The following is a 16,784-nucleotide window of genomic DNA, read 5'->3' as shown; positions in this document are numbered from 1 at the left end:
CCCCGTGTGGTCGTTCGCGGTCGCCGAGGGCGTGGCCGAGGGGGGCAGGAGCAGCGGCTTTCAGTACGAGCCGACGGCGCTCAGCGCGCTGTCGACGGCGAGCAGGTCCAGCGCACCGGGCAGGTCGGTGCGCCGGCTCACCTTGAGCTTGCGGTAGACACGGGTCAGGTGTTGTTCCACCGTGCTCACGGTGATCGACAGCTTGGCGGCGATGTCCTGGTTCTTGGCGCCGCGCGCGGCCAGCGCGGCCACCCGCTGCTCCGCGTCGCTGAGCGTCGTCGACGAGTCGCCGGCGGGGTCGGCCGCGACCGGGTGGCGCAGCTCGTCCTCCGGCGGAGCGGGCCGGCGTTCGCCCGGCAGGTTCGCGTTGCACTTCTTGGCGAGCAGCCACGCCCGGCGCACCGCGATCCGGGACCGGTCGGAGTCGCCCAGCCGTTGCAGGACGATGCTCAGGTCCGCCAGCGCGTGCGCCTGGTCGAGCAGCGCCCCGCAGTTCTGCAGCTGCTCGATGGCCTCCTTGAGCAGCCGCGGCCGTTCCACCAGGTCGACGGTCCTGGCGAGCAGCCGCAGGGACACCCCGCGCACGCGGGCGTTGCCCCGGTGGACGCGGGAGAGCTGCTCGCGCAGCAACGTCCGCGCCTGGTCGGCCTTGCCGGTGCGCATCAGCACCTCCGCCGTCCCGCCGCGCCACGCGACGACGTCCACGTCCCACTCCGTCGACAGCTCGCCGCACGCCTGGAAGGTGACCAGCGCCGCGTGCAGCCGGTTCGTCGACAGGTAGTACTGGCCCTTGGCGAGCCAGTACTGCAGGCCGAACGTCGTCTGGAAGGTCAGCTCCGGCACGGGCTGCTTGAGCAGCGCCGCCGCGTCGCCGAGCCGGCCGAGCGCCGTGTTGGCCTGCAGCAGCGTCGCCAGGGGCTTGCCCACGAGCAGCCCCCAGTTCTCCGGCGGCAACGTTGTCAGCGCCCGCTGCGCGTACTCGGCGGCGGCCGTGAAGTCCGCGGCCTGCAGCGCGAGATCGGCGCGCACGCTGAGCAGGATCGCGAGCCACGCCCAGGCCTTCCTGGCCTCGGCCTCGGCCATCATGGACTCGCACCACGGCAGCGCCGCCGCACCGCGGTCGAGGTCCACCAGCACCGCGAGCATCGTGAACAGCATGTCCGCGGTGCCGTCGCCGAGCCGGCAGCCCTGCAGCACGTGCTCGGCGTGCTCCACGGCCTCGTCCGGGTTGCCGCCCGCCAGCGCCACCTCGAGCACCCGGATGGCCTGCATCCGGGGCGACATGGTCACCTCGACCGCCAGCTCGTCGGCGTCGCGGTCGCCGCCGAGCAGCTCGGGCCGGACCCGGCTGAGCAGGCCGGGCGTGTGGTAGGCCAGCATCAGCCGCAGGAACCGGCGCTCCACCCGCATCTTCAGCGGCACCTCGCGCCCCTGCGTGGCGACCCGCTCCAGCAGCATCTCGGTGTCGGCGTACCGGCCGAGCCCGAGCAGGAGCTTCACCACCAGCGACACGTTGCCGTCGACGAAACCGTCCCTCGTCGCCTCCAGCATCCGGTCGACGTAGCGCGTGCAGCCCAGCGGGTCGGTGCGCCAGTGCGCCGAGATCAGCAGGTTCAGCACCACGACCTGGTCCCGGCGGCTGGTGGCCGTCCGGTAGGCCAGCTCGAGGTACTTGACGGCCTTCTCCACCTCGTCGTCGAGCAGCGCCCGGTCGCCCGCCTCCTGCAGCAGCGTCGTGCTCCACTCCGGCAGCTGCTCGCCCGCGGCGAGGAGCAGCTCGGCCACCGCGGTCGGGCCGGTGCCCGCGTAGAAGAGCTTCTCCGCGGCCCGCAGGTGCAGGTCCGTGCGCTTGGCCGGGTCGAGCGGGTCGAGCATCGCGGCGCAGCCGACGGCGTGGGTGAACCGGCCGTCCGCCAGCACGCCCACGGCGTTGAGCGCCCTGATCTTGGGCGCGACCGCCTCGTGCGGCGTGCCCACCAGGTCCGCGACGAGCTCCGTCGTGGCCTGCTCGCCCAGGACCGCGACGACCACCGCCAGGTCCGCCAGGTCCGGGTCGCAGCGGTGCAGGCAGGCGCTCATCGCCTCGGCGAACGACTCGCCGGGCACGGGGTGCCCTCCCGGCGCGTCGTCCTCGAGCAGCGCCCGCACGAGCAGCGGGTTGCCCCGGGTGATCGAGAACCACTCCGGCGCGACCCGCCTCGCTGTGTCCGCGCCGAACCGGCTCTCCAGCACCCCGGCCACGCCGTCCTCGGACAGCGGGCCGAGCCGGATCTGCTGCCACAGCGGTTGTCTGAGCACCTCGCTCTGCAGGAACGGGTCCGTCCTCCTGGTCCCGGTCTGCGCGGCCAGTACCACGACGACGCGCGCGCTGCGCAGCCGCCGGGCGATGAAGGACAGCCCCTGCAACGAGAACCGGTCGGCCTGGTCGACGTCGTCGACGACGATCACCACGGGCCGCTGCTCGCTCAGGTCGAGCAGCGCGCGCCACAGGTAGTTCATGACCGACGGGTACACCTGGTCGAGCACGTCCGTGGTGGGCGTGGAGCTGTCGCCCAGCACGTTCAGGCAGTCCTCCTGGTTGATCAGGTTGGACATGCCCTGCAGGTGCTCCGGCGCGATGGGGGCGTGCTGGAACGCCTGCGCGATGGCCCCGAAGGGCATCGAGGCCTCGGCCTGCGAGCACGCGGCGCCGAGCACCATGGCTCCCGAGTCGGTCGCGTGCTCGGCGAAGGCGTTGAGCAGCTCGGTCTTGCCCGTCGCCACGGGACCGCTGATGACCGCGACCCCGCCCTTCCCTTCCGCCGCACGGGAAAGTGTTTCCCGCAGGAGGTCCATCTCGTCGTCACGCTCGATCAATTAACTCCCCCTTCACGATGTGCCCACGTGCTGGGTTGCGCTGGATCGGCCGGCAGAGCGCACGGGAGCACACCCGGCGCCACCGCCGGCCGGATCGGCTCGGGAGCGAGGTGCCGGTAACCGGAGCTGCCCGCGGCGCGGTGCCGGGTGCGGCAGGCGGAGTGCCGGGAACGGGTCCGATCGCGGTGGCAGGACTACCGGGTGTCATCTCCGAGGACGGTCGACTGATCTGACCGGTCACGTCGTTGAGCCCGGCACGCGCATTTATGAATTTGTGATGTGACAACGAGCCTAGCAGTGGCCTTGCGAGGGTGTCCACGAAGACTTGTTTCAATTGGCCGTAAGGACCGGTCCGGCGGCGCGACCTGCTTGTGCCGGATGCGGAACCTGCTTGAGCGGTCAATCGATCTTTGATGTAACACCCGTGATTCATCGGCTATTTTTCCGGTACCCACTGGTATCGGTGGCGCGGCCGGAATGCTTTCGGTGCTTCGCGGGCCCGGCCTGTCCGTCCGGTCGCCCGGCGATCGACATTGCCGGGCGGGGAACGGGCGGCCCGGCGGCCCGTCACCGCCTTCGGCGAGTTGGAGAAGGTGCCGAAGATCGAGATTCCGGCTGCCCGAACGGGCAGTCAAGGGACGTTTCGGGCGTGGATCTCCACAAGATTCCACATCGCATGGCATCAGATGGATGTCCGCTTCGCCGGGAACTCCCTAGTCGCCGTGCGGTCGCGACCCGCTCGCGCGGCATTCGGGTTCGGGCAGGCGATGCCGTGCTCCGTGCCGGAAAATCCCCGTCGGAACAGGCTGGTGTGAATGATCGAAGAGAATCGGCTGTGCCGCGCGCTGGCAGTTCGGGTGGTGTGCAGTCGCGTGACACGAAGAATGCGCAGGGCCGTTGTTTTCCCGGTTTTGGACAATTCCGCCGGTGATGTGCGAACGGCGGTCAGGCGGGTGCGAGACCCCTTCGGCCCAGCCCGTCGAGAAGGGCCACGGTGGCCTCGTGCAGCCGGGCCGCGTCCTCGGCCGAGTAGGACCGGGCCAGCGAGCGGGCGCTCATGTCCACCGGCCGGGAGCCGCGGAAGGCGCTCAGCGCGGCCTCGGGAGGGCTGTCGAGCAGGTCCAGCAGCGGCGGCAGGCCCGCCTCCATCGACTTGCCGAACAGCGTGGTCATCGCGTGCGCCAGCGGCCCCCAGGGCCACTCCAGGCCCTTCTGCACCCCGGTCCGGATCCCGTCGGGGTTGAACAGCACGAACCTCGCGGCACCCCGCGGCGCCCGCCGGGCGAACTCCACGCCGAGCAGGTCTGTGGCCCGGCCGGCCTGCATGAGGGCCTTCCAGCCGCTGCGGCTCGCCCGCAGCTGCAGGTCGTCCCAGTGCATCCGGCCGACCGGCGTGCCGGTGCCGCACAGGTTCACGACCAGCGGCCGCGCCGACCCCGCCATCGGCCCGGCCAGCCCGTGGGCGAGCACGAACCTGCTCAGGTAGGTGAGCGCGAAGTTCTCCTCGACGCCGTCGACGGTCTCCCGCCACCGCGTGCGGTACCGCTGCGCGCCCAGGACGAGCGTGTCGACCACGGGGAAGTGCGCGGCGACCTCGTGCAGCACGCGGTCGTTCTCCGCGAGCGACCGCAGGTCGGCCCGCAGGAACCGGAGCCGGTCCGCGGCACCGGCCACCGCGGCGGCGTCGAGCAGCGCGCGGCCCTTGTCCTCGGTGCTGCCGACGGCGAGCACGGAGTGCCCCCGGCCGAGCGCGTGCAGGACGACCGCCCGCCCCACACCGTCGGTGCCTCCCGTGACGACGAACCGCTCCACCGGTCAGAACTCCTTCACGCGGGTGGGATTTCCTCGCCTCAAACGCGATCCGCGCGGACCTCAGCTCGGTCCGCGCGGATCTCGGGGTGTGCCGGGACGGCTCAAGTCCCGGCGCGGGCGCGCCGGACCTCGCCGCCCTGCCGCACGATCTGCCCGATCACGGCGCACAGCTCGTCGATCTGCCCCTGGCCGACGCCCGTGCCGGTGGGCAGCGAGATCACCCGTTCCCCCAGCGCCTCCGTGCGCGGCAGCGGCAGGGGAGCGTGCCGGGCGGGGTCGTCGACGTAGGGCCGGGTGCGGTGGCAGCCGGGGTGGAAGTGGGTGCGCACCAGGACGTTCTCCCGTTCCAGCGCCGCCGCCACGTCGTCGCGGCCGATGCCCGCCCGATCGCGGTCCACCTCGATCACCACGTACTGGTGGTTGGTGTCGTCGAACGGCTCCGGCTCGCGCAGCGTCACGCCGGGCACCCCGGCGAGTCCGTCGCGGTAGCGGTCGTGGTTGGCGCGGTTGACCGCGATCAGCTCCGCCATGTGCTCGAGCGACGTGAGTCCCATCGCCGCGCACACCTCGGTCATCTTGGCGTTGGTGCCCAGGTGCCGGATGTCCTCGCCCTCGCCGCGGCCGTAGTTGTGCACCTTGCGGACGCGCTCGGCCAGCTCGTCGTCGTCGGTGAGCACCGCGCCGCCCTCGAAGGCGTTGATGAACTTGGTGGCGTGGAAGGAGAAGACCTCCGCCGTGCCGAAGCCGCCCACCGGCTTGCCCTTGTGCAGCGAGCCGATCGCGTGGGCGCTGTCGAAGAACAGGGGCAGGCCGTGCTCCTCGGCCAGCGCGGTCAGCTCGTCGACCGGGGCGGGGTGGCCCCACAGGTGCACGCCCACCACGGCGGACGTCCGCTCGGTGATGAGGCGCCGCGCGTGCTCGACGTCGATGTTGCCGGTGCGCTCGTCGATGTCGGCGAACACCGGTGTGATGCCCTCCCACATGAGGGTGTGGGCGGTGGCGATGAACGTGAACGACGGCATGACCACCTCACCGGTCAGGCCGGCGGCGCGGAACAGCACCTGCAGCGCGATCGAGGCGTTGCAGGTGGCGATGCAGTGCCGCACCCCCGCGGTCTCGGCCAGCCGCTGCTCGAACTCCTTGACCAGCGGGCCGAACGCGGTGAGCCACTTGCGGTCGAGCGCACCCCGGATGCGCTCCAGCACCACGTCGGGCGCGGCCACGTTCGGCCGGCCGACGTGCAACGGCTCGGGGAACCGCGGCGTGCCGCCCAGGATCGCGAGCACCGGCTCGCCCTGCTGTGCCGCCACGTCACCTCACCCCCGTCGCGAAGCGGCGGATCGTGTCCACCACGTAGTCGGTCATCTCGTCGGTGATGCCGGGGTAGACCCCGACCCAGAACGTCCGCTCGGTGACCACGTCGCTGTTGGTCAGCTCGCCCGAGATCCGGTTGGGCCTGCCGAGGTACGCCGGGTGCCGGGTGAGGTTGCCCGCGAACAGCAGCCGCGTGCCGATCCGCCGGTCCTCCAGGTGCCGGATGATCTCCGGCCGGGTGAACGGGGCGTCCGCGGCGATGGTCATCGCGAAGCCGAACCAGCTGGGCTCGCTGTCCGGGGTCGCCGTCGGCAGCAGCAGGTGCGGCACGCCGTCCAGGCCGTCGCGCATCCGCTGCCAGTTGTGCTGCCGGGCCTTGCCGAACGCGTCCAGCTTCGGCAGCTGGCTCAGCGCCAGCGCCGCCTGCAGGTCGGTCGTCTTCAGGTTGTAGCCCACCTGGGAGAAGATGTACTTGTGGTCGTAGCCGCGCGGCAGGTCGCCCATCTGGTAGGCGAACCGCTTGTGGCACGTGTCGTTCTCGCCCGGCTCGCACCAGCAGTCCCGGCCCCAGTCGCGCAGCGACTCGACGATCCGCGCGAGCGCGAGGTTGTCGGTGAGGACGCAGCCGCCCTCGCCCGTGGTGATGTGGTGCGCCGGGTAGAAGCTCACGGTGCTCAGGTCGCCGAACCCGCCGGTCAGCCTGCCGCGGTAGCGCGAGCCGACCGCGTCGCAGTTGTCCTCCACGAGGTACAGCCCGCGTTCGGCGGCCAGCTGGGCGATCTCCTCCGCCTGGTAGGGGTTGCCCAGCGCGTGCGCGATCATGATCGCCCTGGTGCGCGGCCCGATCGCGGCCTCCACGCGTTCCGGCGTGGTGTTGTAGGTGCCCAGCTCGATGTCGACGAACACCGGGGTCATGCCGTTCTGCACGATCGGGTTGACCGTGGTGGGGAAGCCCGCCGCGACGGTGATCACCTCGTCGCCCGGCTGCAGCTGCTCGCCCTCCAGCAGCGGTGAGCACAACGCGCCCAGCGCCAGCAGGTTCGCCGAGGAGCCCGAGTTGGTCAGGTGCGCCTTGCGCAGGTGCAGGGCGCGGGCGAAGAGCCGCTCGAACTTGCGCGACGACACCCCGGCGGCAATGCGCATCTCCAGCGCCGCCTCGACCAGCGCGGCGCGGTCCTCCTCGTCGAGGACCGCGCCCGAGGGCAGCACCGGGGTGATGCCGGGCCGGAACTCCGGTGGTGGCGCGGTCTGCCGGTCGTAGCGCCGCACCAGTTCCAGGACGGCCGCCTTGGTCGACGCCGCGTCGGCGGTGGGTGCGGGGCCGGGCTGGCCGGTCTCGTTCTGGGTTGCCTCGTCGGTGGTGGTCATCGCAGGTCTCCCGTGCCGGTGCTGGTGGAGTGGTCGCGGATGGCCGTCAGCAGGGCCGCGGCACGGACGCTCGGGTCGAGGTGCGCGGCGCGGTGCGCGGGATCGGAGCGCACCGCGGTCGCGAAGGCCCGGAACAGGGCGGTGAACTGCGCGCACGGCGGCAGGGTGAGCTGCTCGGAGCGGTCCTGCCGCTCCAGCCGCACGACCGGCTGCCAGTGGTCCGGCGCGCTGAACGGGCGTTCCAGCACGATCCGGCCCTTGCTGCCCCAGAGCTCGTAGTGGGTCCGGTAGGCGTGCCGCATCCCGAACGACAGGTGCGCCGGCACGCCGTTGGGGGAGACCAGCAGCGCCTCCCCGGACACGTCCACCCCGGTCTCGTCGTCGCGCACCAGGTGGGCGCCCAGCACTCGGAGGTCCTGGTGCACGAAGAGCTGGGCCGCGGACACCGGGTAGTAGCCGACGTCGAGCAGCGCGCCGCCGCCCAGGTCGGCGCGGTGCCGCACGTCGTGGCGCGGCGGGGGAGGGATGCCCATGGTGCTCGTGAACCCGCGCAGCTCGCCGATCACCCCGTCGGCGACCAGCTTGCGCACCGCGTCGTGCTGCGTGTGGTGGGCGAACCCGCGGTTCTCCAGCAGCGCCACGCCGTGCCGTTCGGCCAGCGTCGCGAGCTCCAGGGCCTCCTGGTGGTCCACCGCCACCGGTTTCTCGACCAGCACGTGCTTGCCCGCCCGCAACGCCTTCGCGCACCACTCGCGGTGCAGGCCGGTCGGCAGCGGCAGGTAGACCGCGTCGACGTCGTCGCGCTCCAGCACGGACTCGTAGCCGTGGGCGGCCTCGCAGCCGAAGCGGCTCGCGAACCGGGCGGCCTTGTCGGCGTCGCGGCTCGCCACGACGACCAGCCGGGCGTCCTCGCAGGACACGAGCGACGGGAGGGTGCGCCGCCAGGCGATCTCCGCGCAGCCCAGGACCCCGAACCGCAGCGCGGCGGTCACGGTCCTCACGCCAGGCCGAGCGTCAGGTGCAGCACGCTGACGAGCGTCCGCGCCTGCACGTTCATGTAGTTGCGGTGCGCGACCAGGTTGCCGAGCTCGCGCACGGTCAGCCACCGGTAGTCCTCCGGCAGCGGGCCGGGGTCCTCGTCGGCGCCCAGCTCGACCACCAGGTAGCGGTTCTCCGCGTGGTAGAACCGGCCGCCCTCCTCGGAGTGCACCCGGTCGAACAGGATCCGCTCCGGCGGCGCGTCCAGCACGTGCCCGGCGAACGGCGGGTGCCAGCCGCCGGGGTAGCTCGACGGCTGGAACTGCACCGTCGGGCCGATCTCCACGACGTCGACGAACCCCGGTTCCGCTCGGGCGTGCGCGAGCACGTTGAGCACCCCGTCGATCCGCTTCACCAGGAACGCCACCACACCGCGGCCGCACGGCTGGAACATCGGCTGGGTCCAGCCCGACACCTCGCGGCTGTTGGCGCTCACCCGCACGGCGATCACCTTGAAGTGCAGGCCCTCGGCGTGCCGGATCTCGTCGGGGTGGCGTTCCCAGCCCTCCAGGTCGGCCAGCGCGACCTGTTCGGTGCGCACGTCGTGCATCGCGCACACCTCGGTGAACCAGCTCTGCGTCGCCGGGTCGCCGCCGCCCGCGGGAACCAGGGGCAGGCAGGACAGCACGGTGCGCGCGTCCATGTTGACCAGGTTGTCCGACTGCATCAGCTCGCCGAGCTGGTGCAGGCTGAGCCAGCAGAAGTCGTCGGACACCTCGACGTCGCCGGTCACCTCGACGACCATGTTCCGGTTGCGCTTGCGCAGGAACCACGACCCGTGCTCGGACTGCAGCACGTCGACGACGATGTTGCCCGCGCGGGGTTTGGTGAAGTACTCCAGGTACCGCACGGCGCTGCCGCGGTGGGCGCGCGTGTAGTTGCTGCGGGTGGCCTGCACGGTCGGGGACAGCTGCAGGACGTTGATGTTGCCCGGCTCCACCTTGGCCTGCATCAGGCAGTGCAGCACCCCGTCAAACCGCTTGACCAGGATGCCGAGGATGCCCACCTCGGGCTGGTTGATGATCGGCTGGGTCCACTCGGAGACCGGGCCGCGCTCGGTCTTGACGTGCAGGCCCTGCACGGTGAAGAACCGCCCCGACCGGTGGCCGATGTCGCCGGTGGCGGGGTCGGTGGACCACTCGTCCAGCTCGTCGAGCGCGATCCGGTCCACCGTGAACTTCGTGCTCGCGGCGCGCACGGCCAGCCAGTCCCAGAACTCCGCCGTGGAGAGCGGTCCGGCGGCGGCCGGCCGCGAGGTCGTGTCCAGTTGCATGGCAATCCTCCGGAGGGGTGGGGCCGGCGGGGTCAGCGCCCGCGGCCCGCGAGCTGTTCGAGCGCCGTCACGACCTCGGCCGGTGTCGGGTCGGCGCGCATCCCGTCGCGCACGCGGCCGGCGGCGTGCGCGAACGACGGTTCGGTGAGCAGCCGGGAGAGCTTGTCGCGCACTCCCTCCGCGGTGGCGTCGGTGGCGACCTCGTACAGCGCGACGCCCATGTCCCGCATGCGCCGCGAGATCAGCACGGACTCGCTGAACCCGCGCTGCGGCATGGCGAGCTGCGGCACGCCGGAGGCCAGCGCCGTGGTGTAGGTGCCGCTGCCGCAGTGGTGCACGATCGCCGAGCACGTCGGCAGCAGGACGTGCAGCGGCACGAACTCGACGGCGCGCACGTTGCCCGGCAACGAGGTCAGCGCGGCGCGCTGCTCGGCGGACATCGTCACGACGACCTCCACGTCGAGACCGGCCACGGCCTCGAGCAGGTCGCCCATCGACATGAACTCCACGCCGAGGCGTTCCATCGTGGTGCCCAGCGTGACGCACACCCTGGGGCGCTCCGCGGGCACGCGCAGCCAGTCCGGCACGGTGGCGGGACCGTTGTAGGGGACGAACGCCATGCCGGTGCTCGGCACGTGGTCGTTGGGCGTGCGCATCGCCGCGGGGATCTGCTGGATCGACAGCTGCGCCGTCAGCAGCTCCTCGTCGAACTCCACGCCGTGCTTGCGCGCGATCGGTTCGAGCCACGCGGCGACCTGGTCGTCGTCCCCGCCCGCGTCGAGGAAGCCCCGGCGCATCCGGGGGAGCTCGTCGCTGCCCCAGATCACCCTGGCGTGCGCGGCACCGACGGCGCGCGCGGCCACCGAGCCCGCGAACGTGATCGCGTCCCACACCACCAGGTCCGGCCGCCACTGCCGGGCGAACTCCACCAGGTCGTCCACCAGCGCGTCGTTGAACGCGGCGAACGTCGGGACCATGATCTTGTGGTAGTCCGCGAAGAACTCGGGGGAGTAGTCCTCGGCGGGGGCGGTGAACGGGTCGAAACCGGTCAGCAGCCCCAGGCTCGAGGACCGGCTGAACTCCTCGATCAGCCGGTGCCAGTCGTGGTCGGCCGACAGCGGCACGGCGGTGAGCCCCGCCGAGACGATCGAGTCGACCACGCCCGGCTGACCCGCGACCCGCACCTCGTGCCCGGCGGTGCGCAGGGCCCACGCCAGCGGCACCAGGTTGAACAGGTGGGACTTCTCCGGCACTGTGGCGAACAGAACGCGCATGGGTGACTTTCCCGTCGTCGCTCGGGAGGGGTGTTTCGGTGGCGCAGGCGTTCGACGTGCGGCAACCATCGATCCGGGTGCGGCCCGCAGCCTGCTGCCCGGTTGCAAGCTATTTATTCCGCGAGATTGTCGTCAACCCCCTACTCGCATTGTCCGAACGAACCCCTATTCATTCTTTTGGCTCGGGGTGCGGTCAGGGGTGGGGGCGATCGCGGCTTCTTCGTCCTGGGGTGAGCACTAGAGTTCTCCGCAGTCGTTGAATGTCTTTGTTGGGAGCATCCATGCAGGACCAGCAGAACACTTCTGCCAAAACCGTCGTCGTGGCGGGCGGCACCGACGGGATGGGCAGGGCCACGGCGCTGGCCCGCCTGCGCGCCGGCGACACCGTCGTGGTGGTGGGCAGGAGTCCGGAGAAGGGAGCCGCGCTGGTGGCCGAGGCGGAGCGGCTGGGCGCGGCCGGCCGTTTCACGTTCCTGCGCGCCGACCTGTCCTCCACCAAGGCCGTGCAGGAGGTGGTCGACCGGATCAAGGCCGCGCACACCGCCGTGGACGCGCTCGTGCTCACCGCCAACCGGCAGAACTTCAGCCGCGCGGAGTCGCCGGAGGGGCTCGAGGCCACCTTCTCCCTGTACTACCTGAGCCGCTACCTGCTCGGTCACGGCCTGTCCGCGCAGTTCGACGCCGCGGCCGACCCGGTCATCGTCAACGTCGCCGGTCCCGGCAACAAGGCGGGCGAGGTCGTGTGGGACGACCTCCAGCTGACCGGCAAGTACGGCACCATGCGCGCCCAGCTGCAGGCCGGCCGCGCCAACGACCTGCTCGCCGTCGCGTTCGGCGAGAACCCCAGCAGCAAGGCCAAGTACGTGCTCTACCACCCCGGCTTCACCGCCACCGGCGCGCTCGACCAGTTCAAGCAGCCGCTGCGCGCCGTGGTGAAGGTGTTCGGCAAGCTCGCCGCGAAGACCGTCGACGAGGCCGTCGCGCCGATCCTGGGGTGGATCGACCACCCGCCCGCGCAGCGGCTCACGGTGGACGACCGCGGCAAGCCGGTGGACCTCACGCAGAAGGCGTTCGACAAGGACAATGCCGCCCGTCTGGTGGCGGTCACCGAGGACCTGGTCGCCCGCCGCTGACCTCGATCCACCCCTAGCGGACCCCTGGGAACTGCGGAAAAGCGCTGATGCGAGTGGGTGATTCCGTTGTGCCCGGTAGGGGTTGACTGCCGGAATGGGGCGGGTAGCGTTTCCGGTGAACCGCGGGTGATGTCCCGCGTTCGATTCGTGGAATCCGCACCCGGGATATTACCGGGTGCGGTCTTGTTCGTCGGTCGATTTCATTTCCGATCCGGCGTGCAATTTCGCTCCCGGGGTTTCGAGCAGGAGGACGAGCGCACATGGGAACTGGTGGCCGAGCCGTGCGCTGGGAGGCGCTGGCCTCGCGGCTGAGCGGCGGGCTGGTGCTGCCCGGCGCCGAGGACTACGACTCGGCCCGGCAGTTGCAGCTCGCCGAGTTCGACTCGGTGCGGCCCGGTGCCGTCGCCCGCTGCGAGACCGAGGACGACGTCGTCGCGTGCCTGGAGTTCGCGCGCGCCCACGACGTGCACCTGGTGCCGCGCAGCGGCCGCCACTCGTTCGCCGGGTGGTCGACCACCGAGGGCCTGGTCGTCGACCTGTCCGCGCTGGACCACGTCGCCGTGCGCGGGGACGTGGTCCACGTGGGACCGGGCGCGCAGTCCGTCGACGTGCTCGAGTCGCTCGAACCCCACGGCGTGGCGGTGGCCACCGGCATCTGCCCGACGGTGTGCGCGGGCGGCTACCTGTCCGGCGGCGGCATCGGCTTCCAGGCCCGCAAGCACGGCGTCGCGAGCGACCGGATGGTCTCCGCCAGGGTCGTGCTCGCCGACGGCAGGGTGGTCGACTGCTCGGCCGAGGAGGAGCCCGACCTGTTCTGGGCGCTGCGCGGTGGCGGCGGTGGCAACTTCGGCATCGTCACCGACTTCGCGGTGCGCCCGTTCACCACGGAGCGGATGACCGGCTTCACCGTCATGTGGCAGTGGGACCAGGCGCTGGACCTGCTGGAGACCTGGCCGCACTGGCTCGCGGCCGCACCGCGCGAGCTGGGCGCGGAGACGGGCGTGTTCCTGCAGGACGCCGACCCGTCGGCCACCCCGGTGGTGCTGATGATCGGCACGTACCTCGGCGCACGCGCGCAGGCCGAGGCCGCCCTCGGGGAGCTGTTCTCCGTCGCCGGCCTGGAACCCGCGATGCAGCAGGTGCACGACGACCGCCCGTACCACGCGGCGATGGCCCAGTTCTACGAGACCGAGGGGATGTCGCGGCGGCAACGCCGCCGCACCGGTGACAACCCCGAGGCCGTGCTGCCGCGGCAGGCCTTCCTGCGCGAGCGGCACCGGCTGGTGTCCACGCCGTTCGCCCGCCAGACCGTCGCCGACGCGCTGGAGGTGTTCGACGGCGAGCGGCGCGCGGGCCAGCTGCGCTACTTCGCCTACACCGGACTCGGCGGCGCGGTCAACGAGGTCGCCTCCGACGCGACGGCCTACGCGCACCGCGACACCGCCTACCTCGCCAAGTTCACCCTCAGCGGCGAACAGGCGCCGGGCACCGACGAGGACGAGGCCGCCGCCCGCGCGTGGGTCGACCGCGGCTTCGACACCGTCGACCCGCACTCCAACGGCCACTGCTACGTCAACTCGCCCGACCCGGACCTGCAGAACTGGCAGTGGGCCTACTACGGCGACAACCACCCGCGCCTGGCCGAGGTGAAGAAGTCCGTCGACCCCGACGGCTTCTTCCGCTTCCCCCAGGCCATCGGCTCCTGACCCCGAGGAGATTTCCACCGTGGACAAGCTCGACGCGTTGCTGCGCGCTGACTCCGCCGAGGTGCGGGGCGCGTTCCGCGACCTGGTCGCCGACCTCACCCCCGGCCGCGCCGACGAGGTGATCCCGGCGCTGGCCGACGCCCTGCCCACCGCGCCGCCGCAGCGCCGGCCGCACCTCGTGGTGGCGCTGGGCCTGCTCGCCGACACCGAGGACCCGGCCGTCCTGGAGGCGCTGACGAAGCGGCTCGACGGCCCGCTGGAGATGGTCGCGGACGCGCAACGGCCGCTGCTGACCGCGTTGCTGTACCTGCTCGGGCACTTCCCCGCGCAGCGCGAGCGCGTGCTCGACGCCTTCCGCGGCGCGGACATCAGCCCCGACGAGGCCAGCAGGCTCGACCGCTCCCTGGACGCGCTCGACCCCGCGGCCCCGGTGATCGGCCGGGTCTGGCCGTCGCCGCTCGCCTGGTCGCTCACCCCGGAGCAGGCCGCGAAGGACGCCGAGTGGGCGCGGTCGCTGCCCACCGACGTCGTGACCGCGGCCTGGCGCGAGGACACCGGCACGCTGCACGCCTACGCGGGCGCCAAGGCCCTGTGGGACGCCGAAAGCGGTCTCACGCCCGACGGCGAGGAGCCCGAGGTCGTGCCCCCGAGCGCGCCGTCCGCCCCCGCGGACGCCGGACCGGCCCGGTGGACCAGGTTCGCCGAGGCGTTCCGCTGCCCCGCCTGCCTCTCGGCGCTGACCGAGGCCGACGGCGGCGCGTCCTGCACCGGCTGCGGCACGCTCTACTCCGAGACCGACGGTCTGCTGCAGTTCGGCTCCGACTCGACCGGGCCGAGCGAGGCGATGTTCCAGGCGGCCTTCACCCGCTACGAGCGCAGGCTGCGCCCGCCGGTGCTGCGGCTGTCCGGGTCGAACTGGGACAACGTGCTCACCCCAGCGGACGAGGACGCCTTCCTGGCGGCCAACGTGTCCCCAGTGGACGGTCCGGTGCTCGACGTCGGCTGCGGCCCCGGACGCTGGACCGCCGTGCTGGCACGGGAGTTCGGCTCGGAGCGGGTCATCGCGCTGGACCGCTCGCCGACGATGCTCGGCCTGGTGCGGCACTCGATGCCGGACGTGGTCCGGGTGGGCAGCGACGCGCTGAACCTGCCGTTCGCCGACGCCTCCGTGGGCGCGGTCAACAGCTGGAACATGCTCCAGGCCCTGCCCGACCCGGCGAAGGCGGTCGCGGAGATGGGCCGCGTGCTGCGGCCAGGCGGCACGTTCACGCTGATGACCTACCGCACCTCGGACGACCCGGTGTACGCGCACTTCCAGAAGCAGCTGACCCTGACCACCTTCGACCCCGCGGAGCTGGAGGGCTGGCTCGCCGGCGCGGGCCTGACCGTGCGGCAGCGCACGACCCCCGGCACGTTCCTGCTGCTCACCGCCGTCCGCGACTGAGAGAACCGGGGGTCACCCGTGTACGACGAGAAGTTCGCCGACGTGTACGACGACGTCTACCGCTGTCACATGGACTACTCCCTGCTCGCGACGAGGATCCGCGAGCTGGCGGTGGAGAACGCGCCCGGCGCCACGACGTTGCTCGACGTCGCCTGCGGCACCGGGGAGCACCTGACGTACCTGCGCGAGCACTTCACCGTCACCGGCACGGACCTCGCCGAGCCGATGCTGCGGGTCGCGCGGGCGAAGCTGCCCGGCGTCGCGCTGTCGCAGGCCGACATGCGCTCGTTCGACCTCGGCGCGAAGTTCGACGTCGTCACGTGCATGTACGCGTCGGTGGCCTACATCAACGGCCTGGACGACCTGCACGCGGCCGTGCGCACCATGGCCGCGCACCTGGCACCCGGCGGCGTGATGATCGTGGAGCCGTGGGTGTTCCGCGAGGACTGGGACGGCGGCCACCTGGTCGACGCCACGTTCCGCGCGCCGTCGCGCACGGTGACCAGGATGGGCCGCTGGACGACCAGGGACGGCCGCAGCCACGTGGAGATGAACTACCTCGTCGGCGACGAGACGGGCGTGCGGCACTTCACCGACGTCCAGTCGCTGCGGCTGTTCTCGCGCGCCGAGTACGAGGGCGCGTTCGAGGCGGCGGGCTGCAAGCCGCGCTACCTCCCGAACGCCTACGCCGACCGCCAGGTCTTCCTCGCCACCCACACCGGCTGACCGGTGGCCGGCCCGCGGGTGCGCTACGAGAAGGACGGCCGGGTCGCCCGCGTCACGCTCGACCGCCCCGAGGTCCTGAACGCGATGGACCTGCGCACCCACGCGGAGCTGGCCGAGGTGTGGGACGACTTCGAGGCCGACGACGACCTGTGGGTCGCCGTGCTCACGGGCGCCGGGCCCCGGTCGTTCTCCGTCGGGCAGGACCTGAAGGAACGGGCCGCCCTCGACGGCGAACGGCCGCGGGTGACGACCTTCGGCAGTCGCGGCCAGCCCGGCTGGCCGCGACTGACCGAGCGGTTCGGCCTCGCCAAGCCGGTCGTGGCCAGGGTCAACGGGTACGCGCTCGGCGGCGGTCTCGAACTGGCGCTCGCGTGCGACGTCGTCGTGGCCGCCGACCACGCCGAGTTCGGCCTCCCGGAGGCGCGGCTCGGTCTGGTGGCGGGCGCGGGCGGGGTGTTCCGGTTCATGCGCCAGGCACCCCACCGGCTCGCGCTCGGCTACCTGCTGACGGGCCGGCGCTTCACCGCGTCGCGGGCGCTGGAACTGGGGCTGGTCAACGACGTCGTGCCCGCCGGCGAGCTCGACGCGTGCGTCGAGGGCTGGGTCGCCGACCTCCTGCGCTGCGCCCCGCTGGCGGTGCGCGCCATCAAGGAGGCGGCGCTGCGGTCGGTGGACCTGCCGCTGCCGGAGGCGTTCACGGAGTCCTACCGCTGGGAGGAGCTGCGGCGGCACAGCCGGGACGCGGTCGAGGGACCCCGCGCGTTCGCCGAGAAGCGCGAACCGGTGTGGAAGGGCGAGTAGGTCTTTCGGTGCGGAGGCCGGTCTGCTCCCGGGCAGACC

At 72.1% G+C, this 16,784-nt stretch carries 12 protein-coding genes; 5 read left to right on the top strand and 7 right to left on the bottom strand.

Annotated elements, in window-relative coordinates:
• Positions 1-60 precede the first annotated feature (60 nt).
• The 7 genes from ACFWGZ_RS29540 to ACFWGZ_RS29510 all read right to left on the bottom strand — a co-directional run bounded on the left by ACFWGZ_RS29540 (position 61) and on the right by ACFWGZ_RS29510 (position 10,935).
• Positions 61-2,856 carry an AAA family ATPase gene (locus ACFWGZ_RS29540; RefSeq protein ID WP_382454852.1) on the bottom strand — a complete coding sequence of 932 codons (2,796 nt, stop codon included), beginning with the start codon at positions 2,854-2,856 and terminating at the stop codon, positions 61-63.
• Between the two features lie 945 nt (positions 2,857-3,801).
• A complete protein-coding gene (locus tag ACFWGZ_RS29535; RefSeq protein WP_382454851.1) occupies positions 3,802-4,668 on the bottom strand; it encodes an SDR family NAD(P)-dependent oxidoreductase in 867 nt (288 codons plus the stop codon).
• Positions 4,669-4,769: 101 nt separating this feature from the next.
• Entirely contained in the window at positions 4,770-5,978 is a 1,209-nt protein-coding gene (locus ACFWGZ_RS29530; protein WP_382454850.1) for an aminotransferase class I/II-fold pyridoxal phosphate-dependent enzyme, read from the bottom strand.
• Between the two features lies 1 nt (position 5,979).
• The gene (gene rfbH / locus ACFWGZ_RS29525; protein ID WP_382454849.1) at positions 5,980-7,350 is read right to left on the bottom strand and encodes a lipopolysaccharide biosynthesis protein RfbH; all 1,371 of its coding nucleotides are present in this window, start codon (positions 7,348-7,350) and stop codon (positions 5,980-5,982) included.
• Entirely contained in the window at positions 7,347-8,351 is a 1,005-nt protein-coding gene (locus tag ACFWGZ_RS29520; RefSeq protein ID WP_382454848.1) for a Gfo/Idh/MocA family protein, read from the bottom strand. Before ACFWGZ_RS29520 ends, rfbH begins: the two co-directional genes overlap by 4 nt.
• The gene (locus tag ACFWGZ_RS29515; protein WP_382454847.1) at positions 8,348-9,661 is read right to left on the bottom strand and encodes an NDP-hexose 2,3-dehydratase family protein; all 1,314 of its coding nucleotides are present in this window, start codon (positions 9,659-9,661) and stop codon (positions 8,348-8,350) included. Before ACFWGZ_RS29515 ends, ACFWGZ_RS29520 begins: the two co-directional genes overlap by 4 nt.
• A 32-nt stretch (positions 9,662-9,693) precedes the next feature.
• Positions 9,694-10,935 (bottom strand): activator-dependent family glycosyltransferase, encoded by a 1,242-nt coding sequence (locus tag ACFWGZ_RS29510; protein ID WP_382454846.1) that lies wholly within the window; start codon positions 10,933-10,935, stop codon positions 9,694-9,696.
• A gap of 281 nt (positions 10,936-11,216) precedes the next feature.
• On the opposite strand from ACFWGZ_RS29510, the gene ACFWGZ_RS29505 reads away from it, so the two are divergent.
• The 5 genes from ACFWGZ_RS29505 (at position 11,217) to dpgD (ending at position 16,745) form a co-directional block, all read left to right on the top strand.
• Positions 11,217-12,068 carry an SDR family NAD(P)-dependent oxidoreductase gene (locus ACFWGZ_RS29505; protein ID WP_382454845.1) on the top strand — a complete coding sequence of 284 codons (852 nt, stop codon included), beginning with the start codon at positions 11,217-11,219 and terminating at the stop codon, positions 12,066-12,068.
• A 260-nt stretch (positions 12,069-12,328) separates the two neighbouring features.
• The gene (locus tag ACFWGZ_RS29500) at positions 12,329-13,774 is read left to right on the top strand and encodes an FAD-binding oxidoreductase (RefSeq protein ID WP_382454844.1); all 1,446 of its coding nucleotides are present in this window, start codon (positions 12,329-12,331) and stop codon (positions 13,772-13,774) included.
• Between the two features lie 19 nt (positions 13,775-13,793).
• Positions 13,794-15,218 carry a class I SAM-dependent methyltransferase gene (locus ACFWGZ_RS29495; protein ID WP_382454843.1) on the top strand — a complete coding sequence of 475 codons (1,425 nt, stop codon included), beginning with the start codon at positions 13,794-13,796 and terminating at the stop codon, positions 15,216-15,218.
• A gap of 18 nt (positions 15,219-15,236) precedes the next feature.
• Complete coding sequence (locus ACFWGZ_RS29490) at positions 15,237-15,944, top strand: class I SAM-dependent methyltransferase (protein ID WP_382454842.1); 708 nt, start codon at positions 15,237-15,239, stop codon at positions 15,942-15,944.
• 3 nt (positions 15,945-15,947) lie between these two features.
• Positions 15,948-16,745 (top strand): enoyl-CoA-hydratase DpgD, encoded by a 798-nt coding sequence (dpgD, locus tag ACFWGZ_RS29485; protein WP_382454841.1) that lies wholly within the window; start codon positions 15,948-15,950, stop codon positions 16,743-16,745.
• Positions 16,746-16,784 lie beyond the last annotated feature (39 nt).

Source organism: Lentzea sp. NPDC060358 (genome assembly GCF_042725365.1).
Lineage (GTDB): Bacteria > Actinomycetota > Actinomycetes > Mycobacteriales > Pseudonocardiaceae > Lentzea.
Note: the sequence above shows the minus strand (reverse complement) of the source record. Positions and strands in the feature narration are given on the sequence as shown.